The organism is Mesorhizobium sp. USDA 3734, assembly GCF_056279665.1.
This window is the reverse complement of sequence record NZ_JBWCCW010000001.1, coordinates 5,423,713-5,445,075: the sequence shown is the minus strand read 5'-3', so window position 1 is coordinate 5,445,075 and position 21,363 is coordinate 5,423,713. Positions and strand designations below refer to the sequence as shown.

Here is a 21,363-nt window from a genome sequence, read left to right as displayed (position 1 = left end):
CTCGTTTCCTTTCGATGCCTCTCATAAGGGGCAGCATTAAACCTCGTCGGAAAGCTTCCTTGCCTCGACGGTGATCGGCAGACGCGTATGTGGCGGGAGATCGGGTAAGAGGAGCCGCCAGCCGTTCCTGAGCGTTACGACCCCGCCCCACAAATCTTGGTTGTCGAACTTGATAATCGGCTCTTCGAGATCCTTTTTGGGGACATACGCTGACAACCCGGCATCGGTCCTGCGGATCATTACTTTCATCCGGACGTTCCTTGTTTCGCGTTTCCTTTGGCACTGCAGGGAGCGTCGCCTTTGTCGAGGCTCATCAATTCACGCGCTCGCATGCCGACGACGGTGCCACGGTCGATCCATTCGACCGCATAGATGAAGAACTGCTGTAGAAACGTGCCAATGTCGCGCACATAGCCCTCTTCACCCTTGCGCACGAGATTTTCGCCGATCTCGCTGCCAGGATACGTGCCGTCATTCTTTATGTGACGAATGGCACGGACCCGCTCTCCCGGCCTAAATCGGGGAGGCCTGTGGATTTCGACCTCCTGTTCGCGTGCGAGCCACATGGCGGTTCCTTGTTTCTTTGAGGCTACAGTGTTCGCAGGCCCCCGGAGGCGGCCGCTAGGCGGTAGTCTGATTGGGGTCAGGCAGGAACGCAGGTTTTCGGCACCGGACATACCGAGGCACATTGCTGGGTATCGAAGGCCCCCTCGCATTCGGTGCACTTCTGCGGCTCGACCACGTAGCTCTCGCCTTTGAACTTGATCGCTCCGGAAGGGCATTCGAATTCGCAGGCGCCGCATTGCGTGCATTGGGATGCGATGATCTTGAAAGCCATTTTGACTCCTGGTTCGAGTGGAATGAGACGGCTCAGGCGGTCGCCGCGAGTGCCGGGACGCCAGACTCGGCGGCGTAAATGGCGCCGATTGCCGTCTCAATGTAGTCATGACCGTAAGCGTCGGTTGCTTGGATACCGGCCTCCGCGAGCTGATCCTTGGGGCAATTTCCAATCTTGGCGCAAAGCACGAAATCTACGCCTTCCAGCGCAGCGATGACGCCGTCGAGAGTGGCATTCTCGCCCCAACCGCCAAGGCAATACTGCTCAACCTTGCGGTGCCCGATGAGATTGATCCCTCTCGGCGAGGCTTCATACACTTGGAATTCTTTGGCATGGCCGAAGTGTTCGTTGATGCGGCCGCCGCCCTTAGTCGCCACCGCGACGAGGAGGGACTTGCCGGAGCTCGCTGTCTTGACCATTCCGATCGCTTCGCTCCTGGCCGCCAGGTGATCGCGACGCTCGTCCGCGACCAGCTCCCGATAGGTTTCGCGCTTGCTGGCATCGTACGTGAGCTCGCTGGGAATCTGGTCGAGTGTGAATTCCTGGCCACGATCCTCGCCGAGCAGGCCGACGGCATCTGCCCGGCACTGCCGGCAGTGGCGCATCAACTTGGCGCCGCCTTCAAGTCGATCCTGAAGAGCCTTCATCTCCATTGCATTTGGGCCGCGCTGCCCGGTCAGTCCGTAGTGCGTGCCGTGCGCCGGGTCTGAAATCAGGGGCGTGACGTTGTGCAGGAACGCGCCGCGCTGCTTGACCCACTTGTTCACCTCAATCAGGTGCTGGTCGTTCACCCCGGGGATCATCACCGAATTGATTTTGGTGAGGATGCCGCGCGCGCTCAGCATCTCCAAGCCCAGCATCTGCCGCCCGTGAAGAATCCTGGCGGCTTCGATGCCGACGTAGCGGCGATGGTCGTAAAAGATCCAGGGATAGATCTTTGCGCCGACTTCCGGATCGACCATGTTGATGGTGATCGTCACGTGATCGACATTCATGTCGGCAAGCTCGTCGACGTGGTCTGGCAGCGCGAGCCCATTGGTAGAGATGCAAAGTTGGACGTCGGGGATTTCCCTAACAACGCATTCGAACGTTGCCTTCGTCTTCTCCCAGTCGTAACAGGCATCGCCCGGTCCGGCGATGCCAAGCACGGAAAGCTGCGGCACTTCGTTGGCGACCGCGATCACCTTGCGTACTGCCTGGTCGGGCGTCAGCTTTTCCGATACTACCCCAGGCCGGCTTTCGTTGGCGCAGTCATATTTACGATTGCAGTAGTTGCACTGGACATTGCAGGCCGGTGCGACCGCGACGTGCATGCGCGCGAAATAGTGATGCGCCTCTTCTGAAAAGCACGGGTGATCCTTGATTTTGTCCCAGATAGCCGGATCAACATCGTCCGGCCTTGTCGACGAGCCGCAGGAGGAAGATGCGCAGCCACCCGAATGCGCGCTCGCCAGCAACTGGTCGGAGAACCTGCCGGTCAGGCGCTCAACCGAAATTACCGGTGCGGACATTGAACGGCTCCGTTGCGGGTTAACGTCGCCGTTCAAAGCGCAAGCGCAATGCCAACTCAAAAGGTGCCGCTAGATCACGAATTGGCTTCCGTATCGGATATCGTGGGGTTGCTCCGACATAACTTTGTCGGACCTCCGACAGTGGCTACGCACACAACGTGAGGAAGACGACGCCGGCCGGACATGATTCCGAGAGAGAAAGTCGACCCTTCACCCGTGATCGCCTCGGCACAACGTGCTCGACCGGTCTGAGACGAAGATGTCGGTCCCGGCGACGGCAAACTCGTCCGTGGTGAAGTTATCGCCCGATATCCGCGTCGGCATGGTTTGGACAAGGATTAGTCGTGCGCCCCCTTACGCTTGTCAAGACGCTAGAAGCCCCGGTGGCGTCACCGCGATGAAGGCATGACGATCGTCGCACGGTCGCGTAGCTTTGGCTCGGGCTCCGACAGGTTCTCGCGAACCTGGCGCAGTCTTGTTCTCCAGGTCACGAGCACGCTAGAATTTCTTCACCTCGATATTATGTCGGCGCAGAGCGTATCCGACCTGCCGCGGCGTGACGCCGAGGATACGAGCGGCCTTAGCCTGAACCCAGCCGACCTTCTCCATCGCTTCGATCAGCCGGTCGCGTTCCGTCAGGCGCGGGCCTGTTGCAGGAAAAGCAGGATCGTTTGGAGCGTCGGCCGTATGAGGCAATACGCTGTCCTGTGGGTCGCCGAAGCGCCCGGCCGGCATCCGCGATCCAACGGGCGTAATGTTGCTTCGAGCCCGCTCGTTGCCGGTATTGCCGCCGTGCCAATGATCAGCTCTTTTCCAGAGGAGCCGAGACAGGCACTGGTTATTGTTGCAGCCAAAATCCGACGGAGCGATTGTCCTTGAACGCGCTAGCGTGGCCGTCCTTTGCACGCAGTTCTCCAACTCGCGGACGTTACCGGGGAAATAGCATTGCGAGATCAGCTCCAGCGCCGACGGCGCGAAGGCGAGTTCGCGATGGTTCTCCTTGTTGAATCGATCTAGGAAGGCGTTCGCAAGGCGCGGAATATCCCCGGGTCGCTCTCGGAGCGGAGGCAGGATGATTGGCACCACATTGATGCGAAAGTAAAGGTCGGCCCTGAACTCCCTGTTTACAACAGCCGTCTCAAGATCCCTGTTGGTGGCGCATATGAGGCGGACATCCACCTGTAGCGTCTTGGTGCCGCCGACACGCTCCAGTTCGCCTTCCTGCAAGACGCGCAACAGCTTGGCTTGAAAGGCAGGCGAAATCTCGCCGATTTCGTCCAGTAGCAGCGTTCCGCCATTCGCCAGTTCAAAACGGCCGGCGCGCTGCGAGACGGCCCCTGTGAAGGCACCTTTTTCATGCCCGAACAGCTCCGACTCCAGAATGCTTTCAGACAGTGCGGCGCAGTTCAATTTGACGAAAGGCTTCCTCCTCCGAGGTGAGAGCTTATGGATGGCCTGCGCAAAAAATTCCTTGCCCGTGCCGCTTTCGCCCCGCAGAAGCACGGTAGAATTCGTCCTTGCAATGATGGATACGGTTTCGAGCACCTGCTTGAGTGCGGGACTTTCCCCGATGATCCCCTCCATTTTGACAGGCGGATGCGGGACGGAGTCGGTCTTGTCCTCATCGGACGAACCCTTCAGTGTCCATTGCGAATCGACGCGCCGCTCACGATCCGGAGTCAGGGCGCGATGGCGGCGAACAGTTCGGCCGACGAGGTTGGCGACCATCGTCAGGAACCCTATGTCCTCATCGTAGAGGGAGCCGGTGGGGCTGTCCCTTACGCGGTCGAGCGACAACACCCCAATGATCTTATGCTCAGCCTTCACCGGGATGCCAATAAAGGCAATTGGGAGGGAATTGCCGCTGGGATATGTTTCAGGGTCAGCCTGAAATAGCTCAGACGTGCTGACGTCCGGTATCATGAGAAGCGTCCTCGTAGCGACGATCTGGTCTATCACGGCCTGTGGTACGATGGGGTGAGTGCCTGATCGGGCCGTATCGGCGTCGCCAGCACTCGCGGCAATCTCCGGATCACCTTCAGCGTCCAGTACAACGATTGCTCCGTGACGCATTTGCACAAACGATGGGAGTATATTCGCGACATTGGCAAGCGTAATCTCCAGCCGCGCCGGAGCGGTCAGGGCCTTCGATATCTCGTAGATTCCCCTGAGCCAGACATCTGCTTGGGAGAGCGGATCGCTGCCCGGTTCGCGGCGGGTGTCTCGAGGTCCTACTTCGTTAAAGCGATCCGGCGGTATGTGAGCCATGGAAACACCTCATGAGTTGTGGTCCCGAATGCTCCTCCCAAGCGCCTTCGGCATTTCAAGCACAGTGTTCACCCGCTCCCCACTTTTGCGAGATGGTGCCAGGAAGGGTTGGCGCTTGGTCGTAACGTCAGGAGTACACAGGTGCGCACCCATTAAACGGTGCGAACGCCGATCATCCGAACTTGAAGAGGACACCGAAGCCACCGCGCGGATAGTTCCATTCGATCTCGCCGCTGGTCTCGCACAAGATGCGGCAGGTGCCGCACTCCATGCAGCCATCGGCGGTGATTTCAACCTGACCTTTGTCGTTCAACTCGTAGCATTTCGCGGGACAGACGCGGGTCAGCGCTAGCAGATTCGCGCTTGGTTGCTCGTGCGGTCGCACCTTTATATGCGGACGGCCGGAGTCCACCAGATAGCGGTTCTGGTAAAGCTTGTCCTCGACGCGAAATTTCGTCACTGGGTTCGTCATGTTCGTCAGTGCCTCACCGCCACGCCAATGCCAGGCGGATCGCGTCGCTGACCAGCCCCAACCGCGATCGCGCCTTGATGAAGGCTGCCGTGGTAGCCTTTTCCTTCTCTATCTTTGGGGTGCCGTCGACACGCATGAAGTTCTGCGCGGCTTGCGACATTAACCGAGGGTAGGTCGTGAAGAAATTGCCGGCGTTATTATGGAGTAAGGCTGGCATGTCTTTGTATTTCCGCAGATCCTTCACCACGAAGGATTCATCCAGCATCGTTTTATATAAGGCGAGGTTACGTTTGGTCATAGGATCGTTGCGTCTCTTGACTTGGATGATTGCCTCAGCGGCAATGCGACCGGAGGTCATGGCGAGGTTCGAACCCTCGCGGTGAATGGCGTTGTTCAATTGCGCAGCATCGCCAACAACGACCCAACCGTCGCCAAAGAGCTGCGGAATTGCCTTGTAGCCACCTTCAGGAATGAGATGCGCCGAGTATTCTTTCATCTCCGAACCGGCGATCAGCGGCCGGATCGAAGGATGGTTTTTTAGCGCGTCCAGGAGGGCATAAGGGCTCTCCATCTTCGCGGTGAAATCTGAGACGAGGCAGCCGATCCCCAGTGAAATAGATTCCTTGTTGGTGTAGAGGAACCCGAGCCCAGCCATTCCGTGGGATATTGTGCCGACGGCCTCGATCACGCAGCCTTCACTCCCTTTGACGCCGAACCGCTGCTCGATGACCTCTTCGGGCAAGAAATGCATTTCCTTGACGGCCAGCGCCACGGCTTCCGGCTTCAGCATCTTGCGCAGGCCGCCCCGCGTGCCAAGCAGCCCGCAGACACCTTCTGCAAGAACAACGACGTCCGCGTAGATCGCTCCGCCGGCCCGATCTGTCCGGACTCCGATCACTTTGCCCTTGTCGTCACGCACGAGTTCCGTCACGGTCGTCTCGCACAAAACCGTCGCGCCGGCCTCGCGCACCCTGCGCGAAAACCATTTATCGAACTGCGCACGGATGATCGTATAGCGATTGGGCTTCACCTCATTGAAGTCCTCCGACCGATAGTGAATCCCGGTGTGGGAGGTGTCGTCCATCACCCATAGGCGTTGTTCGACCAGATGCCGCTCGAGCGGTGCATCATCCCGGAAGTCTGGGATGATCTTCTCCAACATGTTCGCGTACATGATGGCGCCCTGGACATTCTTGGAGCCCGGATATTCACCTCGCTCCAACTGGAGGACCTTCAAGCCGTCGCTTGCCATAGTGTAAGCCGCTGCGTTCCCGGACATGCCGGCCCCGATGACAATGGCGTCGAACTCTTCGTTGATCATCTCCATCTCCCTTAGCTCGCAAGCTTGTCGCGACTGTGCGGTGACAGCCGCCGGGTGAAGGCCTCGGTCAGCGCGGGCAGGAAGCGGACCGCGTCGGTGACGATCCCGAGGTGAGCGAAATCGAAAATCGGAGCGTTCGGGTCGGTGTTGATGGCCACGATGAGATCGGCTGCCTCAACTCCAACTCGGTGCTGGATCGCGCCGGAAATACCAGCCGCTATGTAAAGCTTCGGCCGTATTGTCTTGCCAGTCTGGCCGATCTGCCGATCGGCCGGCATCCAGCCCTTTTGGACCAGCGGCCGCGAACAGCCAAATTCGGCGCCGATCGCTCGCGCGAGACTCTTCACAAGCTGCAGGTTCTCCGCCCCGCCGAGACCGAGCCCTCCCGCAACCACCACATCGGCATAGGCAAGATTGGCCGTGCCCGACTGGCTATCCGGCAGGAAGCCAAGGACTTTGGTGACAATTTCATCCTCGGCCAGCGACAACTTGTGCGTGATGATACGCCCGATCCCTCTGTCCGCCCGCTGCGGCATGGGCATGACCCTCGGTCGCACCGTCGCCATCTGCGGCCTGTAGTTGAGCGTGTAGATCGTGCATAGCAAGGATCCCCCAAAAGTCGGACGGGTCGCTGCGAGCGAACCATCGGCATCGACATCGAGTTCGGTGCAGTCGGCCGTGAGCCCTGTCAGCAAGGTCGTCGCGACGGACCCAGCGAGATCCCTCCCGAGCGTGGTCGCACCGAGAAGCAGGATCTCGGGTTTGTAAGTGTCAACCAGATCGGTCATCGCCTTGGTGAAAGACTCATTCCGATAGTCGGCGAGCAGCGGCGCCTCGACGAAGTAGACAAGGTCGGCGCCATAGGCGAAGGCTTCGGCGACTGCGTTCTGGGTGGCTTCTTCCGGCGGTCCGAGCACAACGCCCGCGAGCTGGACGCCAAGTTTATCTGCTAGCTTGCGGCCCTCACCAAGCAATTCGAAGGATACGGGGTGGACCTGGCCGCGTTCGAGCTCGATGAAAACCCAAACGTGCCGATAGTCCCTGAAACGCTCGGGCAGCTCCTTCTTCATCCCGGCACGGCCGGCGGGCGGGCGGGGGGTGTCTGGGTTCGCGCTCGACATATGGTCTGCTCCTTGCCGTCAGGCGCCGTCGAAGGCGAGTTCCGGTTCCAGTGCCGGCTGGCGGGTGAAAATTGCAACAACCAGTTCGTCGGCGAGATCGCGCAGCGTCTTCTCGGCCGTGTCAATTTGCGCCGCCTTTTCCGACCGCGCGGTAGGGGCGAAAACGCGTTTGACGACCGTTGGCGAGCCACGCAAGCCGCACTTGGTGAGGTCCTCAATGCCTGCCTCGGCCGCACTCCATTTCACAATCCGGCTGCGCGCGGCGCACAACGCGTCTTCGATCGAGCCCCGACGCATCTCGTTTGTGCCTTCCAGCATGGTGATGAGGCAAGGCAGGCTGCTCTTCAGCTTCTGGGTGCCGCCCTCGCAACGGCGCTCGACCGTGATCTCGCGCGCAGCAAGATCAATGGAGGCAATTTTCGCGACATAGGTGAGTTGCACAAGATCGAGACGCTTGGCTATGCCGGGCCCGACTTGGGCGGTGTCGCCGTCGATCGTCTGTTTGCCCGTGAAGACCACGTCCGGCGTGCCGAACGTCTCGCCGATCTTCGCGATTGCCTGGGAAAGTGCAAAGGAGGTCGCCAGTGTGTCGGAACCGGCAAAATAGCGGTCGGTCAAAAGCACCGCGCGATCAGCGCCGTAGCCGAGCGCCTTGCGCAGGGAGTCCTCTGCCATCGGTGGACCCATAGTGAGCACGGTGACCTCCCCACCATAAGCGTCGCGGAGCCTGAGTGCTTCTTCGAGGGCGAATAGGTCGTAAGGGTTGATGATGGTCGGCACACCCTGGCGCATGATGGTGTTCGTCACCGGATGGACCCGTATCTGTGCCGAGTCCGGCACCTGCTTGATGCTGACGACGATGTGCATTGGCGTTCTCTACGCTGTTATCCCGATGCGGGCTGGCGGTGCGAGTTCTTGGCTGCATCATTCGTGCCAAGTGTTTTGCGGCCCTATTCCCCTAAGTTCGGGCAGCTCATTTCGGAAGGCGCCTTTGCGATCCCCGAATTTGTCGACTTCTTGACATTGTCGCATCGCAACTATGTCGCGATTATTCCCTGCCGAACCGCTTCAGGACTGAATCGAAAGGAACGAAGGGGCGGCCTGTCGTGCAAGGTTTATCCGGATCGTGATCTTTGAGCACCTTGAAGACCCGGTGCGTGAGCGGCGAGGAAACCGCGAAGTCCTCGTAGGCGCGTTCCAGCATGGCGCGTACGCGCGCGGCGATCACCTGGTCGGGCAGACCGGAGAAATCTTCTTCGGCAAGGTATTGGCCCACGCCCTTCATGATATGGAGCCGTGAGACATTGAGCACCTTCGGATCATATGAGACGCCAAGGACAGCAAAGAACTCCTCCGCCGCCGACAGGCCTTTAAGTCGTGCGAGGACGTCGGTGACATCGATGGGACGGCTGTCAGCGGAACAAGTCATTGCATTCTCCCTTTGTCGGAAAACTGTGGGGTCAAAATAGGCGCTCGATTGTGCAGTCGCGAAATCCTCAGCTTGATGGGAGCCCGCGAGGCAATCGCTTCATGAACAAGGCTGGGCGTCCGGACGGCAATGCCCGCAGCACCATGGGAGCGGGATGGACTATCTCCGCACTGGCCTTCGGCCTTGCGCTCGGCTCCGACCGGGGGTCTTGCCGCCAGCACCAATAAGAAGACGGGCCGGCTGTGGCCGGATCGCGCGCCTTGATCTCCGCAATGTTTGGACGTCATAGCCGATGGGACGGCGGAACGTCTTCTGCGTCGCGCCGCGTGGCTGCTATTCCGATTTGAGATGATGGCGAGGACAGCCGACATCATCACCTTCACCCAATTCCAAGGTCTCGGCCGACTGGCTCGCTGCACATTCTGTCGTAGAGATCGACCAGTTGAATCGCGGTGATGCTCGATTTGATCTCGGCCGCCTTGCGGCGGACGCAGGCAAGCATCGCGGCTGCCAGAACGGGGTCGAGATCGCGGCCGCTTTCGCTCAGCACATGGGCAATCGCGGTGGCTCCAGAATGCTTACCGATTACGATACGCCGGCTGTGGCCCACGAGAGCTGGATCGAGCCCCTGATATGTACGCGGGTCCTTCAGCAGCCCTGCGACGTGAATGCCGGATTCATGGGCAAAAACATCGGCCCCTACGATCGGCTTAGTGGCGGCTATCGGTCGGCGGGCTGCCTGCGCCACTTTGGTTGCTAGAGCGGGCAATGCGGTCAGGTCGATGCCGGTATCTGCGCCCTGGAGCACGGCTATCGCGGCAGCCACCTCTTCCAGCGCGGCATTGCCCGCGCGCTCGCCGAGTCCAAGGACGGTGACCGAGGCATGGCGCGCGCCGGCGCGGATCGCAGCCAGCGTGTTGGCGGTAGCGAGGCCGAGATCGTTATGCGCATGGAATTCAAGATCAACGGGAGACTGCGCTGCGAGCTGGGTGACAAGTTCGAAGGTCGAAAAGGGGTCGAGAACGCCGACTGTGTCAGCCAGCCTCACGCGGCTTGCGCCGGCGCGCGCCGCCGTCTTGATAACGCGGACGAGATGATCCCGGTCGGCCCGCGAAGCATCCTCGCAGCCCACGGCGACGGAGAAGCCGCTGGCCACTGCGCGCTCGACCATATGCTCGATGAGCTGGAGCGCTCCTGCCTGATCCACGCCGAGCTTGGCGGCAAGTTGGATCTCCGATGCAGGCAACGACAGATTGACGGCGCGGACGCCGCTCTCGATCGCTGCATTGAGATCCGGTGAGGTCATCCGGCACCAGGCCGTGAGCCGCACCGGGAGACTCCGCCCGACCACGGCGCGAATTGCGTCGATCTCGTCGGCGCCCATGGCCGGCGTGCCGATCTCGATCTCGGGGACGCCGGCTGCCGCAAGCGACTCAGCGATCTCAAGTCTTTCCGCCACGGTGAAGGCAACGCCGGGTGCCTGCTCGCCGTCGCGCAGCGTCGTGTCGTTGAGAAAGACCTGACTGCTCATGAATGGTCGCCGGTGCTTCCGGCGCTGAGACCTGGACCGCATTGAAGGTCTTCGGCACTCCGCCCTTCCGGCGCAGAACTGAGGGGCTCGCGCAGCTTCTCCACGATGGCAGGCAAAACCTCGAGCACCCGGTCCACGTCGTCTTGGTCGTTGTCACGCGAGAAAGAGAAACGGACCGCCCCATGTGCGATGTTCATCGCCCTCAGGACATGGCTCGGCTCCGCACAGCCGGAGGTGCAGGCGGAGCCGGAGGAACAGGCGATGCCCATGCGGTCGAGGAGATGCAGGATTCCATCACCTTCGATACGTTCGAAAGCGATGTTTGCGGTGTTCGGCAAGCGCTCCAAGGGATCGCCGTTGACGAAGGCGTTTGGGACACGCTGGAGAAGCCCGTTCTCCAGCCGGTCACGGAGCCACTTTATCCGTGTGGTCTCGTCATCCATGAATTTCAGGGCGAGGTCGGCTGCCGTGCCGAGCCCGACTATGCCGGGCGTGTTTTCGGTGCCCGCACGCCGGCCTCTCTCTTGGTGGCCCCCTTTGATCAGTGAGTGGAAGCGCACACCGCGCTTCACGAAAAGTGCGCCGATGCCTTTGGGTCCATGCAATTTATGGCTGGAGAGCGACAGCATGTCGATAGCGGTCGATTTCAGGTCCATCGGGAGCTTGCCGACTGCCTGCACCGCATCGGTGTGGAAAAGGGCGCCCACTTCCTTGGCCAATTCGGCGAGCTTGGCGACGGGGAAGATCGTACCAGTCTCGTTGTTGGCCCACATGATCGAGACGATTGCCACGTTTGGGGTGAGAGCGTCCCGGTAAGCGTCTATGTCGAGCCGGCCATGGCGATCCACCGGGATCCTGTGCACCTTGACCCGGCGAGTCTCCTCGAGATGCGCGCAAAGCGTCAGCACGGCCGGATGTTCAACGGCGGAAGTCACGATCTCTGTCCGGTCAGGGAGCACCTCGAGCGCCGAAAGAATGGCAGCATTGTCGCTTTCCGTCCCACCCGAGGTGAAGGTGATCTCGTCATCGGACGCCGCGCCGATCAGTGCCTGCAACTGCCGCCGCGCGTTCCTCAACGCGGCGCCGGCAAGGGTGCCAAGACCGTGCGCCGACGAAGGGTTGCCGAATTGATCCGTAAGGAACGGCAACATCGCTTGAATGACCTCGGGATCGACCCGTGTCGTTGCATTGTTGTCGAGATAGACAACTGTCATCGGTGGGGTCTCCAATCGAGCGGAATGACGTGAAGGCGCAACCCGGTTTCACTGAGCCTTTTGCATGCCGTTGCTGGCGGAGACGATCTAGAGCCGGTGCAGGTGCCCCACAGGTTAGCGTAGACTGGGCCGCCGTCGCACCGACAAGCTCACCTCAGGCGCCCTCTCTCTTCTTCGGCAGTCAACTAAAGGACTTGCCGCAGGAGCACTTCCTGCTCGCATTCGGATTGTCGAAGACAAAGCCGGAGGTTTCGAGACCCGTGACGAAGTCCACGGCCAGGCCGCCGACATGAGGCTGGGAGCCGGCGTCTATGAAAACCTTGATCCCATCGGTCTCGATGATCGCGTCGCCCTCGCGCGAGACGCTCTCCAAACCCATTGAGTATTTGAAGCCAGAGCAGCCACCGGGCTCGACCATGATGCGAAAGCCTTCTGCCGGCTCACTAGCGGCGGAAAGAGCGGTTTTAACGGCGGCAACGGCCTTCTCGGTGAGCGTAATCATTGCTCCCTTTCTCCTCGGTGCGTGACGGTTTGGACATCACCGCGCATGAACCGTGCCAACGGGAAAAAACCGTTTCCGAACAATGGAACTTCGCTAGACGGCCACGATTCTGGTTCGGCTATTGTCGCTAAGGCGTCGGCTTTGGACACGTATTGTCGGATTTGTCGAGTCCGCCACAGGGGTTGGGCTCGAGTTCCCGCTGAACTGGCACGTAAGCCAGTTTCCGAGATGCTTCCAGCAATTGGCACGAGTTTTGAGGCTCCCTTTTGGCGAGGACCAAGGCTCCTGACCGACAGTATGGGCAAGCAGAGGTAAGACATGCACCAGCGCGACAAACCTTCGCCGGAGAGAATCCGGCGAGCACGCGAAGACAGCCCCAAAATCCGCGGCCGCGATCTTGCTGGCCAGTTGGGCATTTCGGAAGCGGAGCTCTTCGCGGCACATTGCGGTTTCGGCACGGTGCGCATCGAGCCGCGCGTCAATGATGTGCTAACCGGTCTCGAGGCGGTCGGGGGGGTGATGGCGCTGACCAGCAATGACAGTGCCGTGCATGAGAAGATAGGCATCTACGACAAGGTGCTCACCGGCAAACATCACGCCATGGTGCTCGGCAATGACATTGATTTGCGAATCTTCCCGAAGGTGTGGGCGCATGGCTTTGCCGTCGAGACACGCGAAGGCGGGGAGATCCACAGCAGCCTGCAATTCTTCGACGCCGCAGGCGAGGCAGTGCACAAGGTGCATTTGAGGCCGTCCTCCAACCTCTATGCCTATCAAAAACTGACAGACGAGCTCCAATCCTCGAACCAGGAGCCGATTGTGTCGCTAAAGTCGAGGTCAGCCGAAAATGAGGCAAAGATTCCGGACCAAGCCGCTACCGTCGACGACCTGCGGGAGCACTGGAGCCAGCTGACCGACGTGCACCAGTTCTTCGGCATGCTGAAGGCGCTGAACCTCAGCCGCCGCCAGGCGGTCCGTATGGTCGGCCAGGATTTCGCCTGGCTGCTCGACAATGCTGCCGTTGCCGCCATGTTCCATCGTGCCGCCGAGGACGAGATGCCGATCATGTGCTTTGTCGGCAATCGTGGCTGCATCCAAATCCATTCCGGCCCGATCAAGTTGGTCAAGCAGATCGGGCCTTGGATCAACGTACTCGACGAGACTTTCCGCCTTCATCTCAGGACCCACCACATCCGCGAGGTTTGGGCCGTGCGCAAGCCGACCAGGGACGGCCATGTCACGTCGCTCGAAGCCTATGGCGCCGACGGCAAGATGATCATCCAGTTCTTCGGGACGCGCGAGGAAGGCGAACCCGAGCGCGAAGAATGGCGGTTACTGACCGAGAACCTGCCGCGCATTCCCAATTCAACCGCCGCTTGAGGTAATACCGATGCATATTGATTTCAGTTTTCGCTCGGCGTCCGCGCCGCAATTTTGGATTCTGCCGCTATTTTGGATTCTGGTGACCACCACTACGCCTGCCGAGGCCAACGAGGGCACAGTTGGCTTTTACGGCGCGCGGCCGATCACCTGGATTGAAGGCTCGATTCCACAGTGCACCTACACGCTTGGCGAGGATCGCCATCAATGCTTCCGTTGTGATGCGCCAGAACCGGAAGCTGCCCAATGTGGGCTAATGCGTCAGCGGCCCGCGGAGGAGTGTTATGTCGATCGAACGTCCAACATCCCGGCCCTGTACGGCGGCGGGTGGCAGCAAGCGATCGAGGTGAAATCGATCGGTCCCTCCATTAAATTTCCAGAGGACGGCCTCCACAAAGGCATCCTCGAATGATCCATGTCGCCGGCAGGGCCCTCGGCGTCTAATGCCAAGCCCCAAAAAGGGTAGCGTCCGAGATGGATGCAAAGCTGAACGCCGCCAAGAGCAAACCGTATCATCAAAGAATGCCAGCGCATCCTGTTCGTGCTATCGGCGCGGGGCGGCTAAATTCTTGGCCAGGACGGCGACGCAGCAGTCGATGGCCGGTTGCCGGTGCGACCAGTGCGGTCGAGGATTTCTCCGGCTAGCATCAGATGTCCGACGAGGCGATCGTCACCGCCAGGCGAGGTGATCCTGACGCAGAGGAATGTCGGGGCCAATCTTCAAAGATCAGCAATTTGCGGCCCCGCGATAGCCTCGGGCCCGGCTGGCGTAGGCCTTCTGCTCGCCATTGGCGGTGCCGGTGGCGCGGGCCCAACGGCCAACTCGCTCCGCAGCTCGGCGGCAAACCAATCATCTCGCGCAAGAGATCGGGGTTCGGGCTCTTCTCCACGAGCGCGCAGGCTCATCATCTCGTCGGTCGTCGATCGTTTCTACGAATTAATAGTGTAAGCAACCCAAACCATACCTGCGAACACCGCGAAGCCGCTCGCCCGCTTCAGCGCTTTGTAGAGGGCGCGCTCGCGAGCGGCTTCGCTACCGCCGAACTACACCCGGTCTGACAGGTGACCTGGTTCGACCTTAGTCTGCTTCCACTAGGCTCCTCGTTAGCTTTCTGGGCGCAACGTGTCGTGTCTGGAACGGACAAGAATGTCGAAAGCCCTACCAAGCGTGGCCCTCACACCGGGTCGCTACTGCGGATATATGAGCAGCGCCAACGGTGCGCCTATTCGGCACGCAATTTGCTCGATGTCATCCGAGGCGAAGTCGGCAGTGCGTTCCGCAGGAGCGGTGATCTGATGAACAGCCTTGCGATCTCAGTCGAGCGCGTAAACGCCTGAACGCAGGAGAACCCGAAATGGCGACCAACCCGGTTCCAGATCATGTCCCGCCGGAAATGGTGGGCGACTTCAGTCTTTTTACGTCACCAGGCATGTCCCCGACGCCCAATGGCGATCCGCACGCAGCGGTCGCCTGCGTGCATGCCGGACCATCGATCTTTTATTCGCCGTGGAACACGCAGGCCGGGCAGGGTACTTGGGTCATCACTCGCGCCGCAGATCAGCGCCGGGTGCTGCAGGAGACCGAGGCCTTTTCCAGTCATCGCAGCATCTTCGCATCCGCACTGGGCGAAGACTGGCCGATGATCCCGCTCGAACTCGATCCGCCGTACCATGGAGCCTTTCGCTCATTGCTCAATCCGCTGCTATCGCCGCAGCGTGTAGCGGAATTTGAACCGACTATCCGCGAGCGAGCGATAACGGTCATCGACAGCATCGCCTCGTCGGGCACAAGCTGCGACGTGATGAAGGATTTCGCGTTTCCTTTCGCGGTCAACATCTTCCTTCGCTTTCTCGGACTGCCGGATCACCGTCTCGATACATTTGTCGGCTGGGCGAAAGATCTGCTCCACGGGGACGATGTGAGACGGCCGGCGGCGGCTCGGACGATCGTGTCGTTCATTGACGAACTGGCGGCGATGCGCCGCAAAAAGCCCGTAGACGATTTCATGAGCTTCATCGTGCAGGCACAGGTCGAAGGTCGCGGGCTGACAGACGAGGAGGTCCGTGGCATTGGCGTGCTTATCTTCGTGGCGGGGCTCGACGCGGTCGCTGCAGCCATAGGCTTTGACTTGGCCTATCTCGCGCGCAGCCTCGAAGATCAGGAATTGCTGCGCAATGAACCGGACCGGATCGTGCTCGCAGCCGAAGAATTGCTGCGCGCCTATCCAAGCGTTCAGATGATCCGCGTGGCAAGGAAAGATATCGATTTCGAAGGCGCGCCGATCCGCAAGGGGGACTATGTTTCCTGTGCCACGATGATTGCGAATCGTGACCCGGCGGAATTCGTATCCCCCAACACGGTCGATCTGACGCGAGAGGGCAACCGCCACGCCGCCTTTGGCTATGGTCCCCACCGTTGCCTTGGCTCACATCTCGCCCGGCGGGAAATTGTCATTGGCCTGGAGGAGTGGCTGGCGCGCATACCGCCCTTTCGGATCAAGGAGGGAACAGCACCCATCACCCATGGCGGCCATGTGTTCGGGATCGAAAATCTGATCCTGGACTGGGCTTGACCAAGCCCGCCCCTGAGCGGGCACAGACACGGAGGTCGCCTTGCGCATTATCGTTCACAAAGCCAGATGCCAGGGTCACGCGCGATGCGCGGCCCGAGCGCCGGGAGTCTTCAAGCTGGATGAGGCGGGTTACATCCTACCCGGTGACATTGATGTTGCGGACGGGGAGCAACTGCTTGCGTCAGATGGGGTGCGATCCTGCCCCGAACTTGCGCTGGAAATCGACGATCCACCCGCTGCGCGAATCGTTTCGGAGGCCGGCCTCAAACCGAAGACTGGCGTCCCGGAGCACCTCAGAACAACGGAAGAGCCGACGGACCAAGAAAAAATTACCGAACTACTCAACCGTGAGGCGATCCGTGACTGCCTTTATCGGTACTGCCGCGGGATAGACCGCGCCGATGAGGCGGCACTGCGCAGCGCGTACTGGCCCGATGCGCATGACAGTCATGGCGTCTATCGCGGCTCAGCCGAGGGCTTCATCCGGCTTGCGCTCGGTGTCTTCAAGACCCGACCGCGCAACATCCATCAGATCACGAACATCCTTATGGAATTCATCAACCCCGCAGAGGCCGCAGTGGAGAGCTATTTCACCGCGCTGCAACGCGGACCGGACAAATACGGAGAAATGCGCCAGATGCTGCTAAGCGGGCGCTACTGCGATCTGTTTCAAAGGAGGGAAGGGGAGTGGCGGATTGCCGAACGGACCGTCGTCTACGATTGGCTCGAGGAGCAGATCCCGGCGGCGGTGCTTGAGTCAGAACGGTTCGGCCCGCGACAGCCGATTGGAGCACCGTATCCGGACGATCCGGTCTACGCGATCGGGAAGCGTCGCATTGCTTCTCGCGCGAGTGCCTTCGCAACTTCCGAACGGGGGAGCCGCATCAATCGGACCACGGGCTATGACAACTTTGCCACGCCACCGCGACCTCAGCGACACCCTGCACCGTAAAGATGCGGCCGGCAGGGTTGCCTTTCTGCCCCGCGACAGCGGGACCGCGACATCGCTCTGCTCTGACGCCGCGAGCGCGCCAGGGACGTCGGTCTGCGTCGATTTTCTGGATCGTGGCAGAGCCGCTCATCGATGCAATTGCCTGCCCCCAACGGGTCCCTCATCACCTTCGGCTGTCAGCAAATCTTGCACGCCGCGGCGCATCATTCTGCCGCCCATCGTCGGTAGGCAGCGTTCTCTGAGGCCCACGGAGTTCTAATGAAGCAGTCAGGGCGGATCGTCATGATAACAGGCGCCGCGGGCGGGATCGGCCGTGCCCTGGTCGATATTCTTTCCGGAGACGGAGACACTATTGTTGCGGTGGACCTTCCGGGGAGCGGCGTGGTTGAACTGGCCCGAGATCTCGGCGAGCCGCACCTTGGCCTTGAGTGCGACGTCTCACAAGAGGGAGATATCGCCGCGCTCTATGACCGGGTCGAAGTACAGTTGGGCTGGATCGGCGTGCTCATCAACAACGCCGGGGTGGGGCCCACTATGGCTGCCACTGTCGACACCGACGTCGACGCCTTCCGACGCGGCGTGGCAGTAAATCTGATTGGGCCGTTCCTCACGGCACGCGAAGCCGCGAGACGCATGAGGCCGGGAGGTGCCATCGTCAACGTCGCTTCGATAGCGGGCGTGGTGGGCAACCCCAGGCGCAATGCCTACGCAGCCTCGAAAGCGGGCCTGATCTCGTTGACAAAGTCGCTAGCTTGCGAGTGGGCTTCTCGCGGCATCCGCGTGACGGCCGTAGCGCCGGGCTGCGTGCGCACGCCTATGACTGCAGAATTGGAACGAGCAGGCAAAATGGACCTCGCGGCGATGCGCCGTCGCGTGCCAATGGGGCGCATGGCTCGCCCCGACGAGATCGCCCGGGTTGTGCGTTTTTTGGCCGGCGCGCAGGCGCGCTACGTCACCGGATCCGTGCTGGCGGTCGACGGCGGCTGGATGTCATTCAACCAACCTGGGGATGCCCGCCCTGACGTGGAAGGGGCTCCCCGAAGCGAACTCTCCTGTGCGGCCCAACGCACCGACGCGCGAGTCGTGCTCGTCACGGGTGGCGCGAACGGCATAGGCGCCGCCGTTGCTCGCCGTTTCGCCGCGAACGGTGACACCGTCGTGATCGCTGATAAAGACCGCGCCGCAGCGACGCTCCTGGCTGCATTGCTCGGCGGAAAGAACATCGCGAAAACAGTGAATGTGGCCATCGAGAGCGAGGTGGTGGCGCTGTTTGAGGAGCTGAGGGGCCACTTCGGGGGCGTCGATATCCTCGTCAACGGCGCTTCTGTCGTCGACACTTTTGTGGCCGGCGTTGAACAAATGCCTGCAGAGATCGAACGTGTCCTGCGTGTCAATCTCACCGGCGCCTTCACTTGCTCGCGTGAAGCGATCAAAGCAATGCGCCCCGGCGGCGTGATCCTCAATCTCGGATCGATCAACAGTTTTCTGCCCTTCGCGCCGCGTCACGCCTACGGCGCCTCGAAGGCGGGGATGGACATGCTGACCCGATGCATGGCGGCCGAGCTGGGGCCCGCCGGCATTCGCACAGCCACCGTCGCTCCTGGCTATATCCGCACTCCTGCCATTGGCGAGTTGGCGAAAGCCGGCCGCATCGACTTGACAACGATCGGCCGACGGATCCCTTTGGGCAGGATGGGAAGGCCGGAAGACGTTGCAGATGCAGCGTTTTTCCTTGCTTCGTCCGACGCCTCATACATAAACGGCTCGATCCTCTATGTGGACGGCGGCTGGACCGCCTTCGGTGACGCGGGAAACGCCAGCGAACTCTACGACGAATGTTTTGCGGAGGGCACTGGTTGAACATCAACCATTCGCCAGGCGCCCGGGTGTCGCTCACGAAGCGGGGTATCTCAAGCCTGGGACCCAGGCCTGGGACCTACCCGCAGCGCGGCCCCAACCGAAGATGTCGGCGCGGCAACGTCCCTCGGGATCGAGACAAGCTCTCCGGGCGTGCCCGCAACCCCGGATCGCAGACAACACGGTGCTCTGCCAGAGCCAGATCCGACGTGATCGGTGTCCCGGCCGAGCGCATTCGCAGATCGGCCAACCATTAGCAAACAAGGAAACACCGTGGAATTCGCCACCTTCATCCTGGCCGCCCAACGTGGCTATCATCAATCCCCCGACATCATCATCAGAAACTCCATCGAACAGACGGTCGTTTCGGAACAGGCTGGCTTCGGCACAGCCTGGTTCGCAGAACACCACTTCAATAACTACAGTCTGATTCCCTCGCCTTTGATGATGGTGGCCCACTGCGCCGGCGTGACGAGCACCATTCGCCTCGGCACTGCCGTCTGCGTGCTGCCGCTCTACAAACCGCAGCGCCTGCTCTCCGAGATCGGCTTCGCCGACATCGTAGCGAAGGGCCGCCTGGAGCTCGGCGTGGGCTCGGGATACCAGCAGTTCGAGTTCGAGCGCTTCGGCGTCAATATCGATGAGGCGCCGGCCGTCTTTTCGGAACACCTGGACATTCTTGTGAAGGGTCTCAACCAGAACATCTTCGAGCACGATGGCCACTATGAGAAGATACCCCCGACGGCGATTTCGGTACCCACCTTCCAAAGGCCAGCCCCGCCGATCTGGATGGCCGGCGGGCCGGCCCGCATGAAACGGGCCTACCGCGAGGGACACAATTTGTTTGTCACCGCATTCCACGACGGCCTGGAGAGCTTGAGCACGTTGCGCGGAGCAATCAAGGAGGCGGCCGCTTCCGAGGACAGGAATGTCACCGACGCCAGGATATCGCTGTTGCGTTGCTGCTACGCCAGCGACGACGAAGAGGAGATAAACAGTTATCTCGACAACGCCCGCTTCCAGCGCCGCCTGTCCGAGGCGCTGCATCAGCGTCGCCAGCAGAGCCAGGACGGCTATCTCCTGCAGGAAACGCCCACCCGGCAGGATCTCTCCTTCGAGGCAATGCGCAACAATCTGCCGATCGGAAGTATAAATCGCGTGATTGATCGCTTGCTGGAAGAGATCGACATTCTGAAACCGGATCAGATCGCAATCCAGACCCAGTTGGGAGATTTCGACCAAAAAACAATGCTGCGCCAGATCGAACTCTGGGGAGACAAGATCATTCCCGCGATCAACAAGGCGCTGGGTCGTGCGCGGGCTTGAATTCGCGACGGGTTAAACCTCTTGCAGCAGCTTCTTCGTCGTTTCAGTTGGCGTAAGCACGGTCAACCGCAGGATCATGAATGAACCTGATGTGCATCAGTAGCGCTTCCGTCACCTGGACGGCTCAGACGTGTGCCAGACATCTCACCTGCCGAGGGCTCCGGTTGCAGGGACTAAGGCCGCTGCTGGAGTCTGCTCGCGCGCGGCGCCTTCACGGCGCCGATGTCTGGGTGGAATCCTCGCACTTCGCGACGGGCTGCACGGTGACTTCGAAGGCGAGTTCAATCGTGATCGTGGCGGTCGACCCGCCGGCAGTTGCATTGGCGTTGAGCCTGCGCCCGCGCGCGCCCGAAGACTGTCTGACCCATGTTTGGCCGCGGCAGGGTCGTTGCATCACGAGACAAACCAGGAGAACGGGACCATGTCCGCCCATAACGATGCGTGTGTCGGCACCGGTCAATGCCCTATCGAGCCGGAGAACGGGTTCGACGACCATGTGCTTGCGTGCGTCCTGTCGTGTGCGCTCAAGGAGGTCGAGGGCGGCGAGGCGACAGCGACTGAGTCAACCGGACTTTCCGTTGCCGAGCTGTGCGAGGTGCTGCCCCGCAATTTCCCGGCTGCCGCTATGGCGACCTTCGCCTTGGAAGACGTCAGCGATCCTGAGCCGGGCATGGAGGAAGAACTTCTGCGCGGCATGCTACTGGCACATGCCCGGCCGGGCGACCCAGCGTGCGCCCGCTTCGCTAAGATCCTGGCCCGGCGCGCCATGCGTGATGGCCATCTGTGGCAGGACCTTGGGCTTCTCAACCGGGCCGAGCTCAACCGCCTTCTTGCCACGCATTTTCCAACGCTGGCGGCTGGCAACACCCAAAACATGAAATGGAAAAAGTACTTTTATCGCAAACTCTGCGAGGCCGAAGGGTTTTCGCTATGCGTTGCGCCCAATTGCCGGGAATGCAGTGATTTCGAAAATTGCTTCGGCCCCGAGGAAGGCGAATGTGAAGAACGCATCACATTGGTTTAAGCGCCGCTTTTCGTCACGAGGCCTTGAGGCCATATGCGCTAAGA

The 21,363-nt window shown here is 60.6% G+C and carries 20 protein-coding genes; 7 read left to right on the top strand and 13 right to left on the bottom strand.

What is annotated here, in order from left to right:
• Window positions 1-36: 36 nt before the first annotated feature.
• The 13 genes from nifT to ACZ89F_RS26105 form a co-directional block, all read right to left on the bottom strand.
• A complete protein-coding gene (nifT, locus tag ACZ89F_RS26165; RefSeq protein ID WP_476094901.1) occupies window positions 37-249 on the bottom strand; it encodes a putative nitrogen fixation protein NifT in 213 nt (70 codons plus the stop codon).
• Complete coding sequence (locus tag ACZ89F_RS26160) at window positions 246-566, bottom strand: nitrogen fixation protein NifZ (RefSeq protein ID WP_476094899.1); 321 nt, start codon at window positions 564-566, stop codon at window positions 246-248. Before ACZ89F_RS26160 ends, nifT begins: the two co-directional genes overlap by 4 nt.
• Before the next feature lie 77 nt (window positions 567-643).
• Window positions 644-838 (bottom strand): 4Fe-4S dicluster domain-containing protein, encoded by a 195-nt coding sequence (locus ACZ89F_RS26155; protein ID WP_038655036.1) that lies wholly within the window; start codon window positions 836-838, stop codon window positions 644-646.
• Window positions 839-870: 32 nt separating this feature from the next.
• On the bottom strand, window positions 871-2,349 hold the full coding sequence (nifB, locus tag ACZ89F_RS26150) for a nitrogenase cofactor biosynthesis protein NifB (RefSeq protein ID WP_476094897.1): 1,479 nt from the start codon (window positions 2,347-2,349) through the stop codon (window positions 871-873).
• Between the two features lie 498 nt (window positions 2,350-2,847).
• Window positions 2,848-4,617, bottom strand: a complete 1,770-nt coding sequence (gene nifA / locus ACZ89F_RS26145; RefSeq protein ID WP_476094896.1) for a nif-specific transcriptional activator NifA — start codon at window positions 4,615-4,617, stop codon at window positions 2,848-2,850.
• A gap of 172 nt (window positions 4,618-4,789) precedes the next feature.
• Complete coding sequence (locus ACZ89F_RS26140; protein ID WP_128176693.1) at window positions 4,790-5,089, bottom strand: ferredoxin family protein; 300 nt, start codon at window positions 5,087-5,089, stop codon at window positions 4,790-4,792.
• A 13-nt stretch (window positions 5,090-5,102) separates the two neighbouring features.
• A complete protein-coding gene (locus ACZ89F_RS26135) occupies window positions 5,103-6,410 on the bottom strand; it encodes an FAD-binding protein (protein WP_476094894.1) in 1,308 nt (435 codons plus the stop codon).
• Between the two features lie 11 nt (window positions 6,411-6,421).
• The gene (locus ACZ89F_RS26130) at window positions 6,422-7,531 is read right to left on the bottom strand and encodes an electron transfer flavoprotein subunit alpha/FixB family protein (RefSeq protein WP_476094892.1); all 1,110 of its coding nucleotides are present in this window, start codon (window positions 7,529-7,531) and stop codon (window positions 6,422-6,424) included.
• Window positions 7,532-7,549: 18 nt separating this feature from the next.
• Window positions 7,550-8,398, bottom strand: a complete 849-nt coding sequence (locus ACZ89F_RS26125; RefSeq protein WP_476094890.1) for an electron transfer flavoprotein subunit beta/FixA family protein — start codon at window positions 8,396-8,398, stop codon at window positions 7,550-7,552.
• A gap of 181 nt (window positions 8,399-8,579) precedes the next feature.
• Window positions 8,580-8,960, bottom strand: coding sequence for a nitrogenase stabilizing/protective protein NifW (nifW, locus tag ACZ89F_RS26120; protein WP_476094888.1), 381 nt, complete (start codon window positions 8,958-8,960; stop codon window positions 8,580-8,582).
• A gap of 379 nt (window positions 8,961-9,339) precedes the next feature.
• On the bottom strand, window positions 9,340-10,491 hold the full coding sequence (gene nifV, locus ACZ89F_RS26115; protein WP_476094887.1) for a homocitrate synthase: 1,152 nt from the start codon (window positions 10,489-10,491) through the stop codon (window positions 9,340-9,342).
• Window positions 10,488-11,705, bottom strand: a complete 1,218-nt coding sequence (gene nifS / locus ACZ89F_RS26110) for a cysteine desulfurase NifS (protein WP_476094885.1) — start codon at window positions 11,703-11,705, stop codon at window positions 10,488-10,490. The genes nifV and nifS overlap by 4 nt, the downstream gene beginning before the upstream one ends.
• A 181-nt stretch (window positions 11,706-11,886) precedes the next feature.
• Entirely contained in the window at window positions 11,887-12,207 is a 321-nt protein-coding gene (locus ACZ89F_RS26105) for a HesB/IscA family protein (protein ID WP_476094883.1), read from the bottom strand.
• A gap of 318 nt (window positions 12,208-12,525) precedes the next feature.
• On the opposite strand from ACZ89F_RS26105, the gene ACZ89F_RS26100 reads away from it, so the two are divergent.
• The 7 genes from ACZ89F_RS26100 to ACZ89F_RS26070 all read left to right on the top strand — a co-directional run bounded on the left by ACZ89F_RS26100 (window position 12,526) and on the right by ACZ89F_RS26070 (window position 21,319).
• Window positions 12,526-13,587, top strand: a complete 1,062-nt coding sequence (locus ACZ89F_RS26100; RefSeq protein ID WP_476094881.1) for a hemin-degrading factor — start codon at window positions 12,526-12,528, stop codon at window positions 13,585-13,587.
• Between the two features lie 10 nt (window positions 13,588-13,597).
• Complete coding sequence (locus ACZ89F_RS26095; RefSeq protein ID WP_476094879.1) at window positions 13,598-13,999, top strand: hypothetical protein; 402 nt, start codon at window positions 13,598-13,600, stop codon at window positions 13,997-13,999.
• Between the two features lie 943 nt (window positions 14,000-14,942).
• Window positions 14,943-16,160, top strand: coding sequence for a cytochrome P450 (locus ACZ89F_RS26090; RefSeq protein ID WP_476094877.1), 1,218 nt, complete (start codon window positions 14,943-14,945; stop codon window positions 16,158-16,160).
• A gap of 40 nt (window positions 16,161-16,200) precedes the next feature.
• Window positions 16,201-17,112, top strand: coding sequence for a nuclear transport factor 2 family protein (locus ACZ89F_RS26085; RefSeq protein WP_476094875.1), 912 nt, complete (start codon window positions 16,201-16,203; stop codon window positions 17,110-17,112).
• A 258-nt stretch (window positions 17,113-17,370) separates the two neighbouring features.
• A complete protein-coding gene (locus ACZ89F_RS26080; protein ID WP_476094873.1) occupies window positions 17,371-18,972 on the top strand; it encodes an SDR family oxidoreductase in 1,602 nt (533 codons plus the stop codon).
• A 270-nt stretch (window positions 18,973-19,242) separates the two neighbouring features.
• Window positions 19,243-20,295, top strand: a complete 1,053-nt coding sequence (locus tag ACZ89F_RS26075; RefSeq protein ID WP_476094871.1) for an LLM class flavin-dependent oxidoreductase — start codon at window positions 19,243-19,245, stop codon at window positions 20,293-20,295.
• A gap of 421 nt (window positions 20,296-20,716) precedes the next feature.
• Window positions 20,717-21,319: a nitrogen fixation protein NifQ gene (locus ACZ89F_RS26070; protein WP_476094869.1), complete on the top strand. Its 603-nt coding sequence runs from the start codon at window positions 20,717-20,719 to the stop codon at window positions 21,317-21,319.
• Window positions 21,320-21,363 lie beyond the last annotated feature (44 nt).